The sequence below is a fragment of the Streptomyces sp. NBC_01515 genome, from assembly GCF_045040345.1.
Lineage (GTDB): Bacteria > Actinomycetota > Actinomycetes > Streptomycetales > Streptomycetaceae > Streptomyces.
Map to the genome: position 1 here is coordinate 494,254 of NZ_CP109416.1, position 18,253 is coordinate 512,506.

Below are 18,253 nucleotides of genomic sequence, written 5' to 3' on the forward strand. Positions count from 1 at the left end.
GTGCGGAAGGTGTTGACGGTTCGTCATGCCTGCGACTGGTCCGTCGCCAGCAGCAGGGCGAGAGCGCCGAGGGCGGATCCCGTGACGTACCGCTGTGCCCGCAGCCAGGCGGGTCGTGCGGCGAGGCACTCCGACAGGGTCCCCGCGGCCATGATGATGACCAGGTTCGCGCACACGCTCACGGCGACCTGGATGCCGCCGAAGGCGAAGCCCTGGAGCAGGACGTGGCCCGCCCGGGGGTCCACGAACTGCGGGATCAGCGAGAGGTACAGCAGGGCGATCTTGGGGTTGAGGAGGTTCGTGACCAGCCCCATGGCGAAGAGGCGGCGGGTGGAGGTGTCCGCCATCTCGCGCGGAGCGAAGACGGATGCGCCGTCCGACCTGAATGCCTGCCAGGCCAGCCAGCCCAGATAGGCGGCGCCCGCGATCTTGAAGGACGTGTACAGCACGGGGACGGTTCGCAGCACGGCCATCAGGCCGAGGTTCGTCACCACTACGAAGACGAGGGCGCCGACCGCGACCCCGCCCAGCGACACCACCCCGGCGCGACGGCCCTGGGCGATGCTCCGCGAGACCATGTACATCATGTTCGGCCCGGGAGTGACCACGACGCCGAGGGATATCGCGGCCACGCTGATCCCGTTGTCCAGGTTCACCGTCGGTGCTCCGCGCCGGCGTCGGAAGGCCGGGCTCCACCCCGGCGAACGGGCTTCCAGACCAGTTTCCCGGAGTCCCGCACGACCGCGTTGCCGGTGATGTGAGCGGCCGTCGAGGGAAAGTCCTCTCGGTGGTGCGCCCCGCGCGACTCTTCACGGAGCAGCGCGGACTCGACGATCAGCCGGGAGGCCAGCAGGAGGTTCTCCAGGTCGAGACACGTCTGTACCTGGCCAGCGGCCCGAGGCCCGGAGGCGATGTCCAGCCTCTCCCGACGCTCGTCCAGCGCCGCGATCGTCTCCGTCATCGCCAGGAGGTCGCGGGCCGTACGGATCGGGCCGGCCTTCAAGTACATCTCCCGCCGCAGGAGTTGGAGCAGGGCCTCGGGGCAGGCACCGTCCGGGGAGACGTCCATGCGGTAGGGCCCGGTGACCCGGATGTGCGCTTCCTTCAGCCCCGTACCGGCGCTGCGGGCCGCGTGCCGACCGGCGATCCGGCCGAAGACGAGGGCCTCCGACAGGCCGTTCCCGCCGAGGCGGTTGGCACCGTGGACGCCGCCCGCGGTCTCGCCCGCCGCATACAGGCCGGGGATCGTGGTGCGGGCCGTGCTGTCGGTCCGAAGTCCGCCCATCAGGAAATGGGCGGTGGGGCGGACTGCGAGTACCGATGCGTCCGCCGAGCCGAATCCGGGCCTGATCAGGCGGAGACGTTCGTACAGGGCCGGATAGCGCTCCGGGATCAGATGCGCGCAGGCACCGAGATCGAGCTGGACCGTGCCGTCCGGGAAACCGCGCCCCTCCACGATTTCGCGGTAGGCACCGCGCGACACCTTGTCCCGGGTGGCCTGTTCGCCCAGAGGGTCGTACCGCAGCATGAACCGCTCGCCGTCACGGTTGAGCAGGGTCGCCCCGTCGAACCGGACGGCTTCCTCGACCGGCATTCCGTCGTACGTCGGTACGTCCGACGCGAGCCCGGTGGGATGGAACTGGACGTATTCCATGTCGATGGCCTCGGCGCCGGCCCGCAGTCCGAGGGCGAGACCGTCGCAGGTCTTGTCCGTGGAGGCGGCCGACGGTGCGTACATCGAGGTGCCGCCGCCGTCCGCGAGGATCACGGAGTCCGCGGCGATCTCCAGGATTTCGAGGCTCTCGACGGACAGCACCTGAAGTCCGCGTACGGCTCCGTCTGCGTCGAGCAGGATGTCCGTGGCCCGCAGTCCGGAATGGACCTCGACGCGGCCCTCCTCGACGAGTCGCGCCAGTCGTTCACCGAGCACACGCTGGATGTGGAAGCCGAGCCGGTCCTCCAGGTGGACGGCACGGGGCGCGCCGTTGCCGCCGAACGGGCGGGTGGCGAACCGGCCGTCGCCGCTCTTCTCGAATCGCAACCCGAGGCCTTCCAGCCATTCCACCAGGCCCAACGCGCCCTCGCACAGCGTCCGTACGATGTCCTCGTCGCCCGCGTACGCGCCACCCGCGAGGGTGTCCTCGATGTGGGCCGCGACGCTGTCGTCCGGGGCGACGGCCGCATTGAAGGCGTGGGTCTTCCAGGTGCAGCCGCCGGCCGAGGCCCAGCGGTGCCGGTCGTGCTCGTAGAGGGCCTTCGTGGCGAGGACGACGTGTGCGCCCTCGGCGGCGGCCTCGACGGCGGCGGCCAGGCCCGCGCCACCGGCGCCGACGACGATCACACGCGGGGTCCGCGCTGCGGGTACGGACGTCGTCCGAGCCGCATTCACGATCGTATTCGCGGTCCTGTTCGCGGTCATGTTCCCTGCCTTCACCGGAGTCGTCGCCCTCTTGAGCCCGTCGCTCGTGTCAGAGCTGGGCGCAGATCTCGTCGAGCAGTCGTCGCTCGGCCGCCTCGTCGTCGACTCCGCCGAGCATGTAGCCGCCGAACTTCATGTGTCCGCGCTCCCGGCCGAGGGCGATCACGCCCCGGCCGACGTCGGCGATGGCGGCTTCCACGTCGGCGAGTTCGACCTCGGTGTTCTCGTGGACGTACAGCTCGGTGAGGCGCCGGGCCGGAATGATCTCGCCGTGTGCGGCGCGCACTTCGGGGTGGGTGCGGAAGCTCTCCCAGTACATGCGCGAACCCGGGATAACACCTGGCGCCGCGACCGAAACCGTCGTAATGGTGTCCCGATAGGTCTCCGCCAGGGAGAGCCAGGAGTCGACCTCTTCGTGGAGCTGCTTCCGGGTGGTACCGGGCAGGCCGAGAATTCCCGAGGCGTAGATCTTGTAGTCCAGTTCCTGAGCCAGTTCGAGCGCCTCGTAAACCCGGTCGGGTCCTTTGTTGATGCCCTTGGAGTCGCCCTTGAGGAGTTTCGGGTCGAAGGCCTCCAGGCCGACGTTCCACGTGCGGACGAAGCCCTGGCACAGCTTGGCCGACTGGAGGAACTCGAAGACCAGGCCGTAGGCGAGGAGGAACCGGTGGTCGCGGAGCACCGGCGAGGCGGCGCAGCGTTCGGCGACTTCGTCGAGGTAGCCGATGTCGCCGGACCACTGCGCGCGGGAGAAGCCGAGGGTGGAGTCACCGGCGGCGTAGACATTGGCGCCGAGGCCGCCGACCGCCTTTTCGAATGCGGGAACGATCGTGTCCATCCGGGCGAATTTCGGGGTGAGCCCCTGGATCGAGCAGTGTTTGCACCGGCGTCCCGGGCGCGTTCCCCAGGTGCAGCCCGCGTCCAACGGGAGAGTCACCATGCGTTTCAGGTCATAGTGGTGCGCGTACCAAACGTCGAACGCCTTGTCGTAGTACCGCTCCAGTTGGTCTTCGATGAGCGTGTAGTCGGGGAGCATGCGGCGGTCGAGTGGATAGGTGGGAGCGGGCTGGTTCACGACCCCGAGGTGTTCGCGATAGGCGAGGGAAGGGACGCGTTTCAGATCGAGTTGGCCTCGTAACGCGTACAGGAGGCCGAGCATGGTGAAGGGGCCGTTGTTACCGGTGCTGACGAAATCGACGAGCCGGTGACCGTAGTGGCCGGTGAGTATTTCGCGATGGAGGATTCCCGCATGGTCGTTGCCGAACACGACGACCGCGTCCGGGTTCACGCGCTTGATTTCCGCGGCGACGATGAAAGCCCACAGTGCGGTGGCGGTGTAGACGGTGAACGCGGCCACGTCCGGGGGGTCCGCGGCGATGGCGGCACGTACGTCGTCCCACGGGACATGGCTCAAGTCGAGGTATTTCCAGGAGAGTTCGGGGAGGTACCGCTCCTGGTAGGTGATCATCTCGACCAGGCCGGAGTGCGGGTAGACCGTCCCCTCGTTCCGGTACCGCTCCTGGCCGTCGACGCCGTCCACGAGCGCACCGCCACCGGAGTGGCCGCCGCGGTGGGCGGAGGTGAGCGGCAGGGCGAAGTACCAGACGGACAGGGCGGCGGAGGCGGGGCGAGGACCGCTACCCGAACCGGGGCCGGTACCGCCGGATGCGCGAGGAGTACGACCGCACCGGCTCCACCGCGTACGCCGTGGAGCACGGCCTGGGCCGCACCGGGCGGCTGGTCACGTCGGCCGCGCTGATCCTGTTCTTCGCCTTCGCCGCGCTGGCGTCCGCCCCGGGCACCGACATCAAGGTCCTCGCCACCGCGCTCGGCGCCGGCATCCTGCTGGACGCCACGGTCGTACGGGCACTGCTGGTGCCGGCGATGGTCTCGCTGTTCGGCAAGTACAACGGGTGGCTGCCCACCGGGATCGCCCGGCTGCTGCGCGTCGAGCCGTCACCGCTGGTCCCCGACGCCGTCCTTCCCGCCGGATTCGAGGCCGACCCGCACCCGCCGACCCAGCCCACAGCCGACCGCGAACCGCTCCTCCCCGAGGCGCGTCCGTGACCCGAGCGGCCTGCTGCCCACGACGCGCACGACCCGTCAGCCGAGAGACGCGAGGTACTCCTGAGCCCGCCCGAGCGGCCACACCTCGCCGATCTTGTGCCTGATGTCGAAGAGGTTCGCCGCGTGGATGTCCGGGTCACGGTCGCCCACGGCCTCCTCGACCACGATCGGTACGAATCCGTGCTGCATGGCGTCCAGCGCGGTGGCCCGGACGCAGCCGCTCGTCGACAGTCCGCCGATGAGCAGGGTGTCGATGCCGTCGGCCGTGAGGTGGGCGGCCAGTTCGGTGCCGAAGAAGGCGCTCGGGCACTGCTTCGTCACGGTCAGCTCGTGCGGCGCCGGGGACAGGCCGTCGATGAAGTCGCCGAAGGGGTTGCCCTCGGCGAACACCCCCAGGACCGGCACCTTGCGCAGGAAGAGGCCGCCGTCGCTGCCGTCCGCCCGCAGCAGCACCCGCGTGACGATCACCGGGATACCGGCCCGGCGGGCGTCGGCGAGGAGGAGCCTCATCGCGTCGACCGCCGGTTCGACACCGGCGTACAGCGGGCAGTCCGGGTCGATGTAGGCGCGGGCGGGGTCCACCAGGATCAGGGCCGGGGACGTGCCGGGGGTGAGTTGGCCGTCGAACCCGGCGCGTTCGTAGTCCTCCTGCGCGGAAGCGGAACCGGTCATGGCGTTGCCCTTCGTGAAGTGGCGGACTCCGGTGGGGTGTTGACGGCGACCGCGTCAGCGGTACGGGGTGCCCGCAGCGACGTGGGAAAGGCCAGGCAGATCACTCCCCCGACCGCGACGATGCCCGTGAGGACGAACCCCGTGGCGCGGATGTTGGCGACGAAGCGGTCCAACTCGCCGGACGCGAGCACGTTCAGGGTGTTCAGTGTCCCGTCGTACGCGGCCTGGCGGGCCGGTCCGCTCAGCCCGGTCGTCGTGAACGCGAGGGCGAGGGCCGTACTGAGGAGGTAGCCCACGTTCTGTGTGGTCGAGCGCAGGCCGTTGGCCATGCCGCGCCGGTCGGCCGGCACGGACAGCATCAGGGCACTCGTGCTCGGTGTCATGAACAGCCCGGTGCCGGCCCCGACGAGGAAGAGGAACGGGGCCACGGCCAGGAACGGCACGGTCGTCGTCGAGAGGGTCAGTGAGAAGCCCAGCAGTCCGCAGGCCGTGACCGCCATGCCTGTCGTCGTCAGGGTGCGCGGGGTGAAGCGGTCGAACAGGGAACCCGCGGCGGCCGAGGTGATCAGCGTGCCGGCCGCGACCGGTGTCACCAGCACCCCCGCCTCCAGCGACGTGGCACCGCCGACCGCCTGCTCGTGCAGGGACGCCAGGAGGACGACGGCGTAGCTGCCGACCGCGTTGGCGAGGACGGCGACGAGCACGAGGGCGATCGCGCGGGTGCGCAGCAGCGCCACGTCGACCAGGGGGTGCGAGCGTCGCGTCTGGACGGCGACGAAGGCCGTGAACAGTGCGAGGGTCGCGGCGCCGCAAGACCACGGCAGCCAGTCGGCGACGGTGGACGTGACACCGGGGGTCAGGGTGAGGACGAGCGCGGTCAGCATCGCCGTGGACAGCAGCGCACCCGGCAGGTCGAACGGTTCGCGGGCCCGGCCGGCCCGCGTTCCGGTCGCCGGGACGGCCAGGACCGACGCACCGATCGCGACCAGCCCGATCGGCACGCAGACGACGAACAGCCCACGCCAGCCGAGGAGTTGGGTCGCCGCGCCGCCGACGACCGGTCCGGCGACCTGGGCCGTGGCGGCGACGGTGACGTTCCAGCCGAGGGCCCGGCCCAGCGTCCGTGCGGGGAACACGTCGGTCAGCAGGGCCGTGTTGTTGGTGATCACGGCGGCGGCACCGACGCCCTGCACGACCCGGGCCGCGATCAGGAACCCGGCCGACGGGGAGAGCGCCGCGAGCCCGGTCCCGGCGGTGAAGACGACGAGCCCGGCGAGATACAGGCTGCGGCGGCCGACGATGTCGGCGACCCGGCCGAAGACGAGGATCAGGGCGGTGGTGACCAGCATGTAGCCGAGCAGGATCCAGTCGGCCTGCCCGGGGTCGGCCCCCAGCTCCCGGGTGATCGTGGGCAGCGCGACGGCGAGACCGCTCATGTTGAGGAACACGGCCACCACCCCCACGGCGGTGGCCGCGAACACCCGCCACGGACCTCGGCCCGCGGTCACCACCGCAGGCCCGGACCGTCCGGAGCGACGGTCACCCGGCGAGGGACCGTGACTTCATCAGCGGCTGGATGCGGGTGCCGAAGTTCTCCAGGCCCACGAGGAAGTCGTCGAAGACGAGCATGATCCCCTTGGTGCCCTCGACCTCGGCGACCTCGTCGAGCATCCTCGCCACGGTCTCGTACGACCCGACCAGCGTGCCCATGTTGAAGTTGACCGCGCCCTCGGGCAGCACGATGGTGCGGGCGGTGGAGGTGTCGTCGGCGGTGGTGTCGGTGGCGGATTCGCCGGCCATGTACGCCAGCGCCGCATGGTCGGCGTTGTCGTGGTAGTCCTGCCACTTCGCCCGGGCCGCCTCGTCGGTCTCGTCGGCGATGATCATGAAGAGAGAGAGTGCGCCGACGTCACGGCCCGTCCCCTCCGCCGCGTCCACGAGCGAGGCCGTGGTGTCCGACAGGGCGAGGGGTGTGTTGACGCCGCTGCCCAGGATGAAGTTGTACTGGGCGTGCTCGGCGGCGAACCGGATGCCCGTGGGGCTCTGTCCGGCCGCGACGATGTCGATGTGCCCGTCCGCCGGGCGCGGCGAGAGCACGCAGTCGTCCATCTCGTAGAACTCGCCCTTGAAGTTGCTGACGCCCTCGCTCCACAGCTCCTTCATCACGGTGACGTACTCGGCGGCGCGGGCGTAGCGGTTGCCGAAGTGTTCGTCGCCGGGCCACAGGTCCATCTGGGAGTACTCGCCGGGTGCCCAGCCGGTGACGATGTTGATGCCGAAGCGGCCCGGGGCGATGGAGTCGATCGTCGTGGCCATGCGGGCGACGATCGCCGGGGGCAGCACGAGGATCGGGGTGGAGGCGTACAGCTTGATCCGCTCGGTCACGGCGGCCAGGCCCGCCATCAGCGTGAACGACTCCAGGTTGTGGTCCCAGAACTCGGTCTCGCCGCCGAATCCCTTGAGTTTGATCATCGACAGCGCGAAGTCGAGCCCGTGCTCCTCGGCCTTCTGCACGATGGCCTTGTTCAGCTCGAAGCTCGGCAGGTACTGGGGTGAACTCTTCGATATGAGCCAGCCATTGTTGCCGATGGGGATGAATACGCCGATGTCCATGCCGCTCCTGTGTGACGGGTGGGCGGGGGTGAGCCTGACGGGGTGACAACGTCCGGACATGATCAAGGGGTTCCATACCCCGTTCACGACGCCCCGTTCCCCCGGATGCCGAGTATTGTCACCCGAGCGAACACGGGTGGACCACCGGGGTAACTCGGTCTGGAACGCTGCCTGTTGAGAGCCGTGTGCGAGAGCGGGAGTCAAAGGTGAGAGTCCTGCGCAGCACCGCGTTATGTGAGGCGGGAACGGTAAAATTTACGGTATGAACGCACGTCTGGCGCTGCTCGGCACCGTGGACCCCGGCGTCACCGAGAGCGAAGTGTTCCGGCTGGCACTGCAGCACGCCGTGGGCGAGCTGGGCGCGCTCGGGGGAGCGATTCACCTGCGCGGGCCGATGTCCGCGCTGCGGCTGGTGTCTTCGACCGGTCTGCCGCCCGCCCTCACCCGCCCGTGGGAGATCATCGACCAGGAGGGCCCGACGGCCCCGGCCAGGGCCGTGCGCCAGGGCCATGGTGTGTGGGTGCCGGTGCAGCCCGCCGCCGCGGGCCAGAAGCTCGCCTGGCCCGGCACCGGGCTGGCCGCCGTATCGGTGTCCGGCGGGGACCGCAGCATCGGCGCGCTCACGGTCCTGATGGGCGAGCAGGGCGAGCCCACCCCCCGGCAGTGGGACTTCCTCCGGGATCTGGTCGCCTGGACCGAGGAGCGGATGCGGCAGGCGCCCCCGCCCTCCGGGCCTTCCCAGAGCGATCCGAGCGGCCACCGTGACCGGCTTCGGCAGGCTCTGAAGGAGGTCAGCGTCGGTTCGTGGGACTGGGACATCCAGGGCGGCGAGCTGATCTGGGACGAGGCGGCCCTGGAGCTCTACGGCACCAGACCCGAGGACTACACCGCCAGGGTCGAGAACTGGATGGCGTGCGTCCACCCCGACGACCTGGCGCCGACGCTGGACGCGGTGGACCGGGCGATCCGCGAGCACGGCGTGTTCGAGGCCGAGTACCGGGTACGGCGCCTGGACGGCACGTACGGCTGGACGCAGGCCCGCGGCCGGGCGACCTACGACGAGGACGGCGAGCCCCTCCGGATGATCGGCGTGGGCTGGGAGAGCAACGAGTCGCGGTCGGCCCGGGACGCGCTGAGCCGGGCCCTGCGTCACATGAGCGACGGGTTCCTCGCGGTGGACGAGGAGTGGCGGATCACCTTCGCCAACCTGGAGGCGGAGCGCACGCTGGGCCTCTCCGAGGAGGAGCTGTTCGGGCGCCTCCTGTGGGAGCTGCCCACGGTGCGGAACGTCCCCGGTCTGGAGGACCGCTGCCGCAAGGCCGCCGCCGAGGAGACGCCCGTCGGCTTCGACGCCCAGTTGGAGGGCACCGGCCGTCGCCATCACCTGCGGCTGGTCCCGGGTCCCGACGGAGTCACCCTCTACCTCACCGACGTGACCGAGAAGCGGCAGCACGAGGAGGAGCGCCGGGCGTCCGAGCTGGCGGTGGCCCGACGCGCGGTCCGGATGGGCGAGCTGACGGCCGCCCTCGCCAAGGCGACGACCTCGAAGGACGTGGTGGCCGCGGTGGCCCGCCGGGTGCTGCCGCCGTTCGCCGCCGCCGGGCTCCTGGTGCAGGCCGTCGAGGGCGACCGGCTGCACACGGTGGGAGCGGACGGCTACCCGGACGACTTCCTGGCCACCGTCGACGGCCGCGTCCGGACGCCCGGCGAGCCGGGCTGGGACGTGATCGCGTCCGGTCTGCCGATGTTCCTCTCCTCGGCCGAGGAGTACGCGGCCCACTACCCCGAGCTGGCCGCCAGACCGGAGCGGGCGGGGAAGGAGGCGTGGGCGTTCCTCCCGCTGACCGCGTCCGGCAAGACCTTCGGCGTCTGCGTCGTCGCCTTCGACCGCGCCCGCCGGCTCACCGACGAGGAACGCACCCTGCTGACCACCATCAGCGCCCTCGTCGCCCAGGCCCTGGAACGAGCCCGGCTCTACGACGCCGAGCACACCCGTTCCCGCGAACTCCAGCGGAGCCTGCTCCCCCGGGCCCTGCCCGAGCTGCCCGCGTGCACCGCGGCCGCCCGCTACCTTCCCGCGGGCCAGGGCATGGACGTGGGCGGCGACTGGTACGACATCATCCCGCTCTCCGGCGGCCAGGTGGCCCTGGTGGTCGGCGACGTCATGGGCCACGGCCTCCCGGAGGCGGCGACGATGGGCCGCCTCCGCACCGCGCTGCACACCCTCGCCGACCTGGAACTGCCGCCCGACGAGATCATGAGCCACCTCAACGAACTCGTCTCCGGTATGGGCGAGGAGTCGTACGTGACGTGTCTGTACGCGCTCTACGACTCGACGACCCAGATCTGTTCCATCGCCGGGGCCGGTCATCCGCCACCGGCGGTGGTCCACCCGGACGGCACCGTGCACTTCCCGGAGCTGTCGGCCGACCCGCCCCTCGGCGCGGCGGAACCCCCTTTCGAGACAGTCGAGTTGAAGGTGCCGGAGGGCAGTCTCCTCGTGCTCTACACCGACGGCCTGGTCGAGTCGTCGAAGCGCGAGATGGACGAGGGCATGGCGGACCTGGCCCGCCTCCTGAGTACGGCGATCCGGACCGAGTCCGGTGCGGAGGCGGACCTGGAGCAGCTCTGCGACACCCTCACCGCGGGCCTGCTCCCCGCCGAGCACTCGACGGCCGACGACGCCGCGCTCCTCGTCGCCCGCCTCCACGCCCTGACCAGCGACAAGATCGCCTCCTGGCCGCTCCCCCAGGACCCACGGGCGGCCGGCCAGGCCCGCCGTCACGTCCGGGAGCAGCTGCGCACCTGGGGCCTGGAGGACCTGACCCCGACGACGGAACTCCTGGCCAGCGAGCTGGTCGGCAACGTCGTACGCCACGCCAAGGGCCCGGTCAGCCTGCGCCTGCTGCACGGCGCCGAGCTGATCTGCGAGGTCTTCGACGGCAGCCTCACCATGCCCCGTATCCGCCGCGCCACGGAGACCGACGAGGGCGGTCGCGGTCTGCAACTGGTCACCGCCCTCTCCCAGCGCTGGGGCACCCGCTACACGCCGACGGGCAAGTGCATCTGGACGGAGCAGACACTGGGCACGCCCGGGGGCCAGCCGGAACTCCCCGACGACGCCTTGGAGTTGATGTTCCCGACGGCGGTGGACTTCACCGGGGATCTCGACGCGCTGCCGTTCGGGGACGAGGACTGAGCGACCGCCTCGGGGCGTTCCGGCCTATTGGTCGGTTCGGAGGGTGTTTCGCCGGCCGGGTGACGCCCCGGACGGCGAGTTCGGCGAGGTTCGAGCGGGTGACGACGGCGGAGGTCTCACCGTGCCGTCGGACGCTGCGCAGGCCGCGCCGGACCTGGCGCGAGAGCTGGTGCAACTCTCACTGGAAGGTGGCGAGTCGCTGCTCGGCGGCGCTGCGGACGCGACGGTCTCCCCTTGGGTGCGGGGCGTACCGCTGCTCTCGGAAGGACTCGGTGCGGACGTGGTCGCCGGTGTGGAGGATGTCGTCTCGGGCCCCGGTGGTGTAGATGTGCAGGCCTCTGCGCGGTGCGGGGGCCGAGGAGTCGTCGACATCGTGGCCGAGCAGAGTCCAGCGGGAGCCCTGGAAGAGGCTGAACAGCCGGGCGGGATGACCGCCAACCCCGGTCACGGGTGCGTCGGGCGCACGGTCGCCGGCCGGCACGCCGGTGTCACGGTTCTTGGCCGCTTCGAGCAGCTTCTCGCACAGCCCGCGGACGGCCTCGGCGGGTTTCCAGTCGAGGTTGCAGGAGTCCTGGACCCTGGTGTTGAGGCTCTGTCCGCCGGTCGGCGGATGACAGTGCGCCGCGTCCCCGGTCAGGAAAACGTGTCCCCGCCGGCAGCTGTCGGCGAGCCGGGCGTTGCACGATCGACCCGGCGTACCTGAGCCGGGTCAAGGAGGTCGTGGACCGGGCGATCGCCGACGGCTTCTACGTGATCATCTTCGACACGACCTGGACCCGGAACGCCGCCGCGTTCCGGAACGAGCCCGCACAGCTGATCTTCGAGAGCGTCAACGAGCCCAAGTTCGACAACGCCGACAACGCTCGCGCGGCCGAGTTTCCCAACGAGCTGAACACGTCCTTCTGCACCCCCGACCAGCCGCTGATGAACAATCTGGCCACCACGATCAAGCCGCTGCACGACTCCCGGCCGATCGCCACCATGCACTACTACGGCTGCTTCCTGTTCAGCGTGAACGTCGCCGGCGCCATCCGTCTCGACGCGCAGGCCCACGGGGACCTGGACAAGACGTTCCAGCGGATGCACGACACCTTCGTCGCGAAGGGCGTCCCCGTCGTCCTCGGTCACGCGGCTCGTCGGCAACCGTTCCTACGGGGTCAGGGCGACGCTCCAGGCCGAGTCCGCCGTCCAGCTCATCCCCGGTCGGGCAGGTTCGAAATTTCGCTTCACATTCGGAATCTTAAGGCCTCATGGAGACTAAACAATCGACCGAACATGTCAACACCCGTCACCGAAGCACCGTCACAATGCAGCCAGACATCGCGCATGGCTACATCAACCGGCAACTGAGCTGCCAAAACTCCAACTTGAACGCTTCGAATGTTTCGGTCCTCTCTACGACTTGTGCGAGAGGGATTGACGGAGTTCACCGACTCCCTATCATCCTGAATGCCCGACAAGCCGATCGCTGTTCGACATCCCGCACACACACATGTCATGTGCGCCTCAAGATCCACAGACCGCACCACACAACCCCCCACGCCACGAGGAGAACCATGAATCCACTGAAACGGCTCGGCTGTCGCCGAGTCTCGATCCTGGCCCTGCTGGCCTCGACCGTCCTGGCGACGCCCGGAACCGCGACCGGCGCGCCCGATGCCGTCCGGGCCTCCACCCTGGGCGCCCAAGCGGCCCAGTCCGGGAGGTACTTCGGAACCGCGGTGGCCGCGGGCCGGCTCGGTGACGGCACGTACACCGGCATCCTGGACCGGGAGTTCAACGCGGTCACACCCGAGAACGAGATGAAGTGGGACACCACCGAGCCCTCCCGCGGGTCGTTCAACTTCGGGGCCGCCGACCAGATCGTCAACCGCGCCGTCGCGCACGGCCAGCGGATGCGCGGCCACACCCTCGTCTGGCACTCCCAATTACCCAGCTGGGTCAGCTCCATCAGGGACGCGAACACCCTGCGCGGTGTGATGAACAATCACATCACCACGGAGATGAGCCACTTCAAGGGCAAGATCTACGCCTGGGACGTGGTCAACGAGGCGTTCGCCGACGACGGCAGCGGCCAGCTCCGCAGCTCGGTCTTCCGGGACGTGCTGGGCACCGGGTTCGTGGAGCAGGCATTCCGCACCGCTCGATCGGCCGACCCGGCGGCCAAGCTCTGTTACAACGACTACGGCATCGAGGACTGGAACTCGGCCAAGACACAGGGCGTCTACCGCATGGTGCGCGACTTCAAGTCCCGCGGTGTGCCCATCGACTGCGTCGGCTTCCAGTCCCACTTCGGCACCGGCGGACCACCGGCCGACTTCCAGACCACGCTGTCGAACTTCGCCGCCCTCGGTGTCGACGTACAGATCACCGAACTGGACATCGCCCAAGCGTCGGCGACGGCGTACGCCAACACCGTCAGGGCCTGCATGAACGTCGCCCGCTGCACCGGCATCACGACCTGGGGCATCCGGGACAGCGACTCGTGGCGCAGCGGCGAGAACCCCCTGCTGTTCGACCGCAACGGCAACAAGAAGCCGGCCTACAACGCGACACTGACCGCACTGGGCGGCACCCCCACCACCACGCGCGGATCAACCGCCGCACAGAGCAAGGCAGTTCACCCGGCCGAGTCCGCCGCCCTGCCCGCCACCTTCACCTGGAGCTCCAGCGGTGCACTGATCGCGCCGAAGCCCGACGCGACCCACAACATCGCCGGGATCAAGGACCCGACAGTCGTCTACTACAACGGCAAGTACCACGTGTTCGCGAGCACCGCGAGCACCTCCGGCTACAACCTGGTCTATCTGAACTTCAGCGACTGGTCGCAGGCGGGTTCGGCGACGCACCACTACCTGGACCGCACCGCCATCGGGTCCGGTTACCGTGCCGCGCCACAGGTGTTCTACTACGCGCCGCAACGCCTGTGGTACCTCGTCTACCAGACCGGCAACGCGTCCTACTCCACCAACCCCGACATCAGCAACCCGAACGGCTGGAGCGCGCCGCGCAACTTCTACGCCTCGATGCCGGACGTCATCCGGCAGAACATCGGCAACGGCTACTGGGTCGACATGTGGGTGATCTGCGACAGCGCCAACTGCTATCTGTTCTCCTCCGACGACAACGGGCATCTCTACCGCTCCCAGACGACCGTCGGTCAGTTCCCCAACGGGTTCACCAACACCGTCATCGCGGCCCAGGACTCCAACAGGTACGCCCTGTTCGAGGCCAGTAACGTCTACAAAGTGCAGGGCGCCAACCAGTACCTGCTGCTCGTCGAGGCCATCGGATCGGACGGCCGACGCTACTTCCGTTCGTGGACGACCAACAGCCTCACCAGTTCCTGGACACCCCTGGCCGCCTCGGAGAGCAACCCGTTCGCCCGGGCGAGCAATGTCGCCTTCCCCGCAGGCTCGTGGACCAAGGACATCAGCCACGGCGAGATGATCCGCGCCGGCTACGACCAGACGCTCACGATCCCTGCCTGCCGACTCCAGTACCTCTACCAAGGCAAGGATCCCAACGCGAGCGGCGACTACGACAGCCTCCCGTGGCGGCTCGGCCTCCTCACCCAGACCAACTCCACCTGCTGACCGACCGCGCCGTGGGGAGTGCTTCCGGCGGGAGCGCTCCCCACGATCATGGCCGCCTCGGGGGCCAGCCACCGGCAGACCCACGGCTTCTCACGCACGGCAACCGCGGCGTCGGAGCCGGCTCCTCGGCAGGACAGATCCCGCCCACGTCGCCCACAAAGTGATCTACGGCCAGTCACCAAAGGCCCGAAGGACGTTCCTGTCGGCGGTCCACCCGGCTGGACTCCGGCCCCGAACGCTATCCGAACAGGCGTCGCTGGATCTCGCGCCGGTAGTCCTCAAGAGTCCTGTCGAGATGGGCCGCAGTCGCCTCGGCCGCCTCGTCGGGCCGACCGTCGCGAATGGCCCGGTAGATCACCTCGTGCTCGGCGACCGCGGCCTCGGTTCCCTCGCCGAGCGAGTCGTGGATCCCGATCGCGCTGGACTGTCGTTGCAGTCGGCGCGCGTCCCGCACGGCGCTGACGAGGAAGGCGTTGTGCGAGGCCGCGGCCACAGCCATGTGGAAGTCCTCGTCCGCCTTGTTGAAGACACCGACCTCACCGTTGACGAACCCGTGCCGGCACTGCTCCACGGCCACCTCAAGGCTCCGTAGCTCGGCGGGCGTGGCGCGGGTGGCGGCCAGGCTGCTCGCGGCCATCTCCTGGACCCTGCGGAACTCGAACAGCATCAGCACGTGATCGAGGTCGACGGGACGGAAAAAGCCGCCCCAACGGCTGGTGACGAGCATGCCCTCGTCGTCGGCGACGAACAGTCCGCGTCCCTTGTGCGCACGGACCCGGCCGAGCGCCGAGAGGATCTTCACGGCCTCCCGCACCACCGCCCTGCTGGTGTTCAGCCGCTGGGCCAGGTCGTTCTCCGTGGGCAGCCGATCGCCTGCCTCCAGTCGGGACTCGGCGATGAACTCAAGCAGCTGCTCCGCCACGATCTCGTAGCCGGGCCGGTAGTCACCCCGCTTCTCCGCGCCGTTCACCGCCGCCGCCGCAACGGGAGGTGCCTGCGTCGGCAGGGCCGCCTGGGGCGCGGGCATGTCGCTCATCTGTTCTGCCTCCTGGCTGACGCAACTGGGGCGGCTCGTCCTGTGCAGCCACGCCATCCTATCCCAAGCGGCAATGAGTCGTATTCATTGAGCAGATCATCTCGCCCATCGTGCGCGATCATCAAATACCCCAATAGTCACTTAGCAGACACCAATAGCTCCATCCTCGGCGTATTGCCGGAGAAGAAGGTTGCACAAACCCTTGACGCGACCCTCGATAGGGCGGCTAATTTCTTCCGCGACGGCAAACGAGACGGCCGTCCGCAGTCTTCGGCGCCCGACCGCTTCGGCCCCGCGTCGCCCTGTCCTCGCGCCACCTGCCCATCTGCTCCGGGCGCCCTGTAAACGAGTGGAGTCGCACATGACCGTCTACAAGCCTTCGTCCGGCCGGGAGAGGGCAACCAGCAAGAGGCGTACGGCGTCGCTGGCCTGCTGTGCGGTCACCGCTGCGCTCACCTTGACCGCCTGCGGCGGAGGCGCCACGGGTACGACGGCCAAGGACGGCTTCGGTCAGGCTCCGCAGAAGGACGGCACGTTGACCGTCTGGGTGGACGCGACCCGCGTGGAGGCCGCGAAGCTGTACCAGCAGCAGCACCCGGACGTGAAGCTGAACATCGTCACCTACGACGGCGACGCCAACGGCTCGAACTACCTCCAGACCAAGGTCCAGCTCTTCAACCGCACCGGCAAGGGCTGGCCGGACCTCGTGTTCAGCTCGCAGAACAACGAGGCGTCCTGGGCGGTCGACGCGAACTTCGCCGCTCCGCTCAACAAGGGCCTGATCCCCGCGGCGACCCTGGGGAAGTTCGCGAGCGGAGCCAACGACGTCTGCACGGTGGGCGGCACCGTCTACTGTCTGCGCAACGACCTCTCCCAGGCGGTGCTCTGGTACAACGCGCCCCTGATGAAGAAGTTCGGCTACCGGATCCCCACGACCTGGGAGGACTTCCAGGCGCTCGGCGAGAAGGTGGCCAAGGAGCACCCGGGCTACCTCGTGGGCGACGCCGGCGACTCCTTCACGCCCGAGATCTACCTGTGGGCGAGCAAGTGCGGCGCCAACGACATCACCGGCCCGAAGGCGGTGTCGGTGAACACCTCCAGCGAGGCCTGCACCAGGATGGCCAAGCTCATGGACGTACTGATCAAGAACAAGTCCATGTCCATCAGCGGGGTGTTCAGCACCGACTTCGGCAAGAACGAGGCCGACAAGGTCCTGCTCATGCCGGGCCCCGCCTGGTACGGCGGCGCGGTGTTCGAGGGCACCTTCAAGACCCCGGCCAAGCAGATCGGCGCGGCGCCCGTCCCGCAGTGGAAGGGGGAGACCTCGCCGTCCACCGGCAACGTCGGCGGCGGCACCTGGCTGCTGTCCAAGCACTCCACCCACATCAAGGCCGCGACCGACTTCCTGAAGTGGGTCACCACCGACAACGCCTACCAGGGCGAGAAGGCGCCGGGCTTCCCCGCGTACGCGCCGGCGGCCGAGACGTGGCTGAAGGGACAGGACACCTCGGGCTACTTCGCAAGCGACCTGAGCGCTCTCAAGACCGCGTCCTCCCAGGTCTGGACGGGCTGGGGCGCGGGCCAGTTCAGCCAGGAAGCGATCTGGGCCGCGACCGTCAAGCCCGGCCTGACCCAGGGCAAGAGCGTCGTCTCCATGCTCCCGGCCTGGCAGGACTCCATCGTCAAGTACGCCAAGTCCAACGGATACAAGGTCTCCCAGTGACCCTCACCCACTCCGCGGGCAGCTCTGCCGGCCGGCGCCGCAACGGCGCCGGCCCGCAGAGCCGGGCCGGTATGGCCTTCGTCGCCGCCTATGTCGTCCTGCTGGTCGCCTTCGGCGTCCTTCCCACGGCCTACGCGGTCTACTTCGCCTTCACCGACGCCGGGGGCAGGGTCACCGGGTTCGCCAACTTCGTGTCCACGGCTCAGGACTTCCGGTTCCTGGACGCCCTGGGCCATGTCGCCGCCTACCTCGCCTTCTGGCTGCTGTCCCTGGTGGTGTTCGTGGTGGCCCTGGCGTTGCTGCTGCACGGCCTGGCCTCGGGTTCCGCCGGCAAGGTGCTGCGTTTCCTCTACTACATACCGGGGGCGCTGGCCGGCGCCGCGAGTGTGCTGGTGTGGCTGTTCATGCTCGACCCGACGGTGAGTCCGGTCAGTTCCCTGCTGGGCGTGATGGGGTTCCACACCTTCGGCGAGGTGATCGCGCCCGGCCACCTGCCGCTGCTGTTCACGGTCATCGCGTTCTGGACCGGCGCCGGGGGCTGGATCGTCGTCATCTACGGCGCGCTCAACAACATCCCCACGGACGTGATGGAAGCCGCGCGGATCGACGGCGCGGGCGCCTGGCGGACCGCCTGGCACGTACAGATCCCGATGCTCCGCAAGTGGATCGTGTACATGGTGATCCTGGCCTTCGCGGGCGGGGCCCAGTTGTTCGTGGAGCCGCAGTTGCTGTCCCTCGCCAGTGTGGGCGTGGCCGGACGCGACTACTCGCTCAACCAGTTGACGTTCGACTTCGCCTTCCAGATGAACAACATCAACGGCGCCGCCGCGGTCTCGGTGGAGCTCCTGGTCGTCAGTGTGTCGGCCGCCGCCGTCTTCGTCGCACGGTCGGGGTTCTTCGATGCCGACTGAAACCTCTGCCGGCCGAGTCG

General features: G+C 69.2%; 14 protein-coding genes and 1 pseudogene. 6 read left to right on the forward strand and 9 right to left on the reverse strand.

Annotated features, from left to right (window positions below):
- Positions 1-23: 23 nt before the first annotated feature.
- Genes OG407_RS01865 through OG407_RS01875 form a run of 3 tightly spaced genes read right to left on the reverse strand, consistent with a single transcriptional unit; the run spans position 24 to position 3,956 of the window.
- Positions 24-656: a LysE family translocator gene (locus OG407_RS01865; protein WP_405854321.1), complete on the reverse strand. Its 633-nt coding sequence runs from the start codon at positions 654-656 to the stop codon at positions 24-26.
- On the reverse strand, positions 653-2,419 hold the full coding sequence (locus tag OG407_RS01870; protein ID WP_405854323.1) for an FAD-binding protein: 1,767 nt from the start codon (positions 2,417-2,419) through the stop codon (positions 653-655). The genes OG407_RS01865 and OG407_RS01870 overlap by 4 nt, the downstream gene beginning before the upstream one ends.
- Positions 2,420-2,468: 49 nt before the next feature.
- Positions 2,469-3,956, reverse strand: coding sequence for a B12-binding domain-containing radical SAM protein (locus OG407_RS01875; protein ID WP_405854324.1), 1,488 nt, complete (start codon positions 3,954-3,956; stop codon positions 2,469-2,471).
- A gap of 125 nt (positions 3,957-4,081) precedes the next feature.
- Here OG407_RS01875 and OG407_RS01880 point away from each other — a divergent pair, with 125 nt between their 5' ends.
- On the forward strand, positions 4,082-4,483 hold the full coding sequence (locus tag OG407_RS01880; RefSeq protein ID WP_405854326.1) for an MMPL family transporter: 402 nt from the start codon (positions 4,082-4,084) through the stop codon (positions 4,481-4,483).
- A gap of 36 nt (positions 4,484-4,519) precedes the next feature.
- On the opposite strand, the gene OG407_RS01885 is transcribed toward OG407_RS01880, so the two are convergent.
- The 3 genes from OG407_RS01885 to rutA are packed head-to-tail and all read right to left on the reverse strand — an operon-like array spanning position 4,520 to position 7,768.
- Positions 4,520-5,155 (reverse strand): isochorismatase family protein, encoded by a 636-nt coding sequence (locus OG407_RS01885; protein ID WP_405854328.1) that lies wholly within the window; start codon positions 5,153-5,155, stop codon positions 4,520-4,522.
- Positions 5,152-6,636: an MFS transporter gene (locus tag OG407_RS01890; RefSeq protein WP_405854330.1), complete on the reverse strand. Its 1,485-nt coding sequence runs from the start codon at positions 6,634-6,636 to the stop codon at positions 5,152-5,154. The genes OG407_RS01885 and OG407_RS01890 overlap by 4 nt, the downstream gene beginning before the upstream one ends.
- 58 nt (positions 6,637-6,694) lie before the next feature.
- Complete coding sequence (gene rutA / locus OG407_RS01895) at positions 6,695-7,768, reverse strand: pyrimidine utilization protein A (protein ID WP_405854332.1); 1,074 nt, start codon at positions 7,766-7,768, stop codon at positions 6,695-6,697.
- A gap of 262 nt (positions 7,769-8,030) precedes the next feature.
- On the opposite strand from rutA, the gene OG407_RS01900 reads away from it, so the two are divergent.
- The gene (locus OG407_RS01900) at positions 8,031-10,967 is read left to right on the forward strand and encodes a SpoIIE family protein phosphatase (RefSeq protein WP_405854334.1); all 2,937 of its coding nucleotides are present in this window, start codon (positions 8,031-8,033) and stop codon (positions 10,965-10,967) included.
- 178 nt (positions 10,968-11,145) lie between these two features.
- Here the strand turns inward: OG407_RS01900 and OG407_RS01905 are convergent, their stop codons facing one another.
- Positions 11,146-11,448 (reverse strand): hypothetical protein, encoded by a 303-nt coding sequence (locus tag OG407_RS01905; protein ID WP_405854336.1) that lies wholly within the window; start codon positions 11,446-11,448, stop codon positions 11,146-11,148.
- A 39-nt stretch (positions 11,449-11,487) separates the two neighbouring features.
- Positions 11,488-11,634, reverse strand: a pseudogene (locus OG407_RS01910) (FAD-dependent monooxygenase); the annotation flags it as partial.
- Between the two features lie 53 nt (positions 11,635-11,687).
- Between OG407_RS01910 and OG407_RS01915 the strand changes: the two are divergent.
- Both OG407_RS01915 and OG407_RS01920 read left to right on the forward strand, forming a co-directional pair.
- On the forward strand, positions 11,688-12,317 hold the full coding sequence (locus OG407_RS01915) for a cellulase family glycosylhydrolase (RefSeq protein ID WP_405854338.1): 630 nt from the start codon (positions 11,688-11,690) through the stop codon (positions 12,315-12,317).
- Between the two features lie 206 nt (positions 12,318-12,523).
- Positions 12,524-14,563, forward strand: coding sequence for a non-reducing end alpha-L-arabinofuranosidase family hydrolase (locus tag OG407_RS01920; RefSeq protein WP_405854340.1), 2,040 nt, complete (start codon positions 12,524-12,526; stop codon positions 14,561-14,563).
- 238 nt (positions 14,564-14,801) lie between these two features.
- Here the strand turns inward: OG407_RS01920 and OG407_RS01925 are convergent, their stop codons facing one another.
- A complete protein-coding gene (locus tag OG407_RS01925) occupies positions 14,802-15,599 on the reverse strand; it encodes a FadR/GntR family transcriptional regulator (protein ID WP_405854342.1) in 798 nt (265 codons plus the stop codon).
- 361 nt (positions 15,600-15,960) lie between these two features.
- On the opposite strand from OG407_RS01925, the gene OG407_RS01930 reads away from it, so the two are divergent.
- Together OG407_RS01930 and OG407_RS01935 are read left to right on the forward strand one after the other, a co-directional pair.
- Positions 15,961-17,322 (forward strand): ABC transporter substrate-binding protein, encoded by a 1,362-nt coding sequence (locus OG407_RS01930; RefSeq protein WP_405854344.1) that lies wholly within the window; start codon positions 15,961-15,963, stop codon positions 17,320-17,322.
- Entirely contained in the window at positions 17,319-18,233 is a 915-nt protein-coding gene (locus OG407_RS01935) for a carbohydrate ABC transporter permease (RefSeq protein ID WP_405854346.1), read from the forward strand. The genes OG407_RS01930 and OG407_RS01935 overlap by 4 nt, the downstream gene beginning before the upstream one ends.
- Positions 18,234-18,253: the final 20 nt, after the last annotated feature.

Coding starts and splice junctions, on each gene's coding strand:
- OG407_RS01920 (WP_405854340.1), top strand. CDS start 12,524: ATGAATCCACTGAAACGGCTCGGCTGTCGCCGAGTCTCGATCCTGGCC.
- OG407_RS01925 (WP_405854342.1), bottom strand. CDS start 15,599: ATGAGCGACATGCCCGCGCCCCAGGCGGCCCTGCCGACGCAGGCACCT.
- rutA (WP_405854332.1), bottom strand. CDS start 7,768: ATGGACATCGGCGTATTCATCCCCATCGGCAACAATGGCTGGCTCATA.
- OG407_RS01885 (WP_405854328.1), bottom strand. CDS start 5,155: ATGACCGGTTCCGCTTCCGCGCAGGAGGACTACGAACGCGCCGGGTTC.
- OG407_RS01880 (WP_405854326.1), top strand. CDS start 4,082: ATGCGCGAGGAGTACGACCGCACCGGCTCCACCGCGTACGCCGTGGAG.
- OG407_RS01870 (WP_405854323.1), bottom strand. CDS start 2,419: ATGACCGCGAACAGGACCGCGAATACGATCGTGAATGCGGCTCGGACG.
- OG407_RS01900 (WP_405854334.1), top strand. CDS start 8,031: ATGAACGCACGTCTGGCGCTGCTCGGCACCGTGGACCCCGGCGTCACC.
- OG407_RS01930 (WP_405854344.1), top strand. CDS start 15,961: ATGACCGTCTACAAGCCTTCGTCCGGCCGGGAGAGGGCAACCAGCAAG.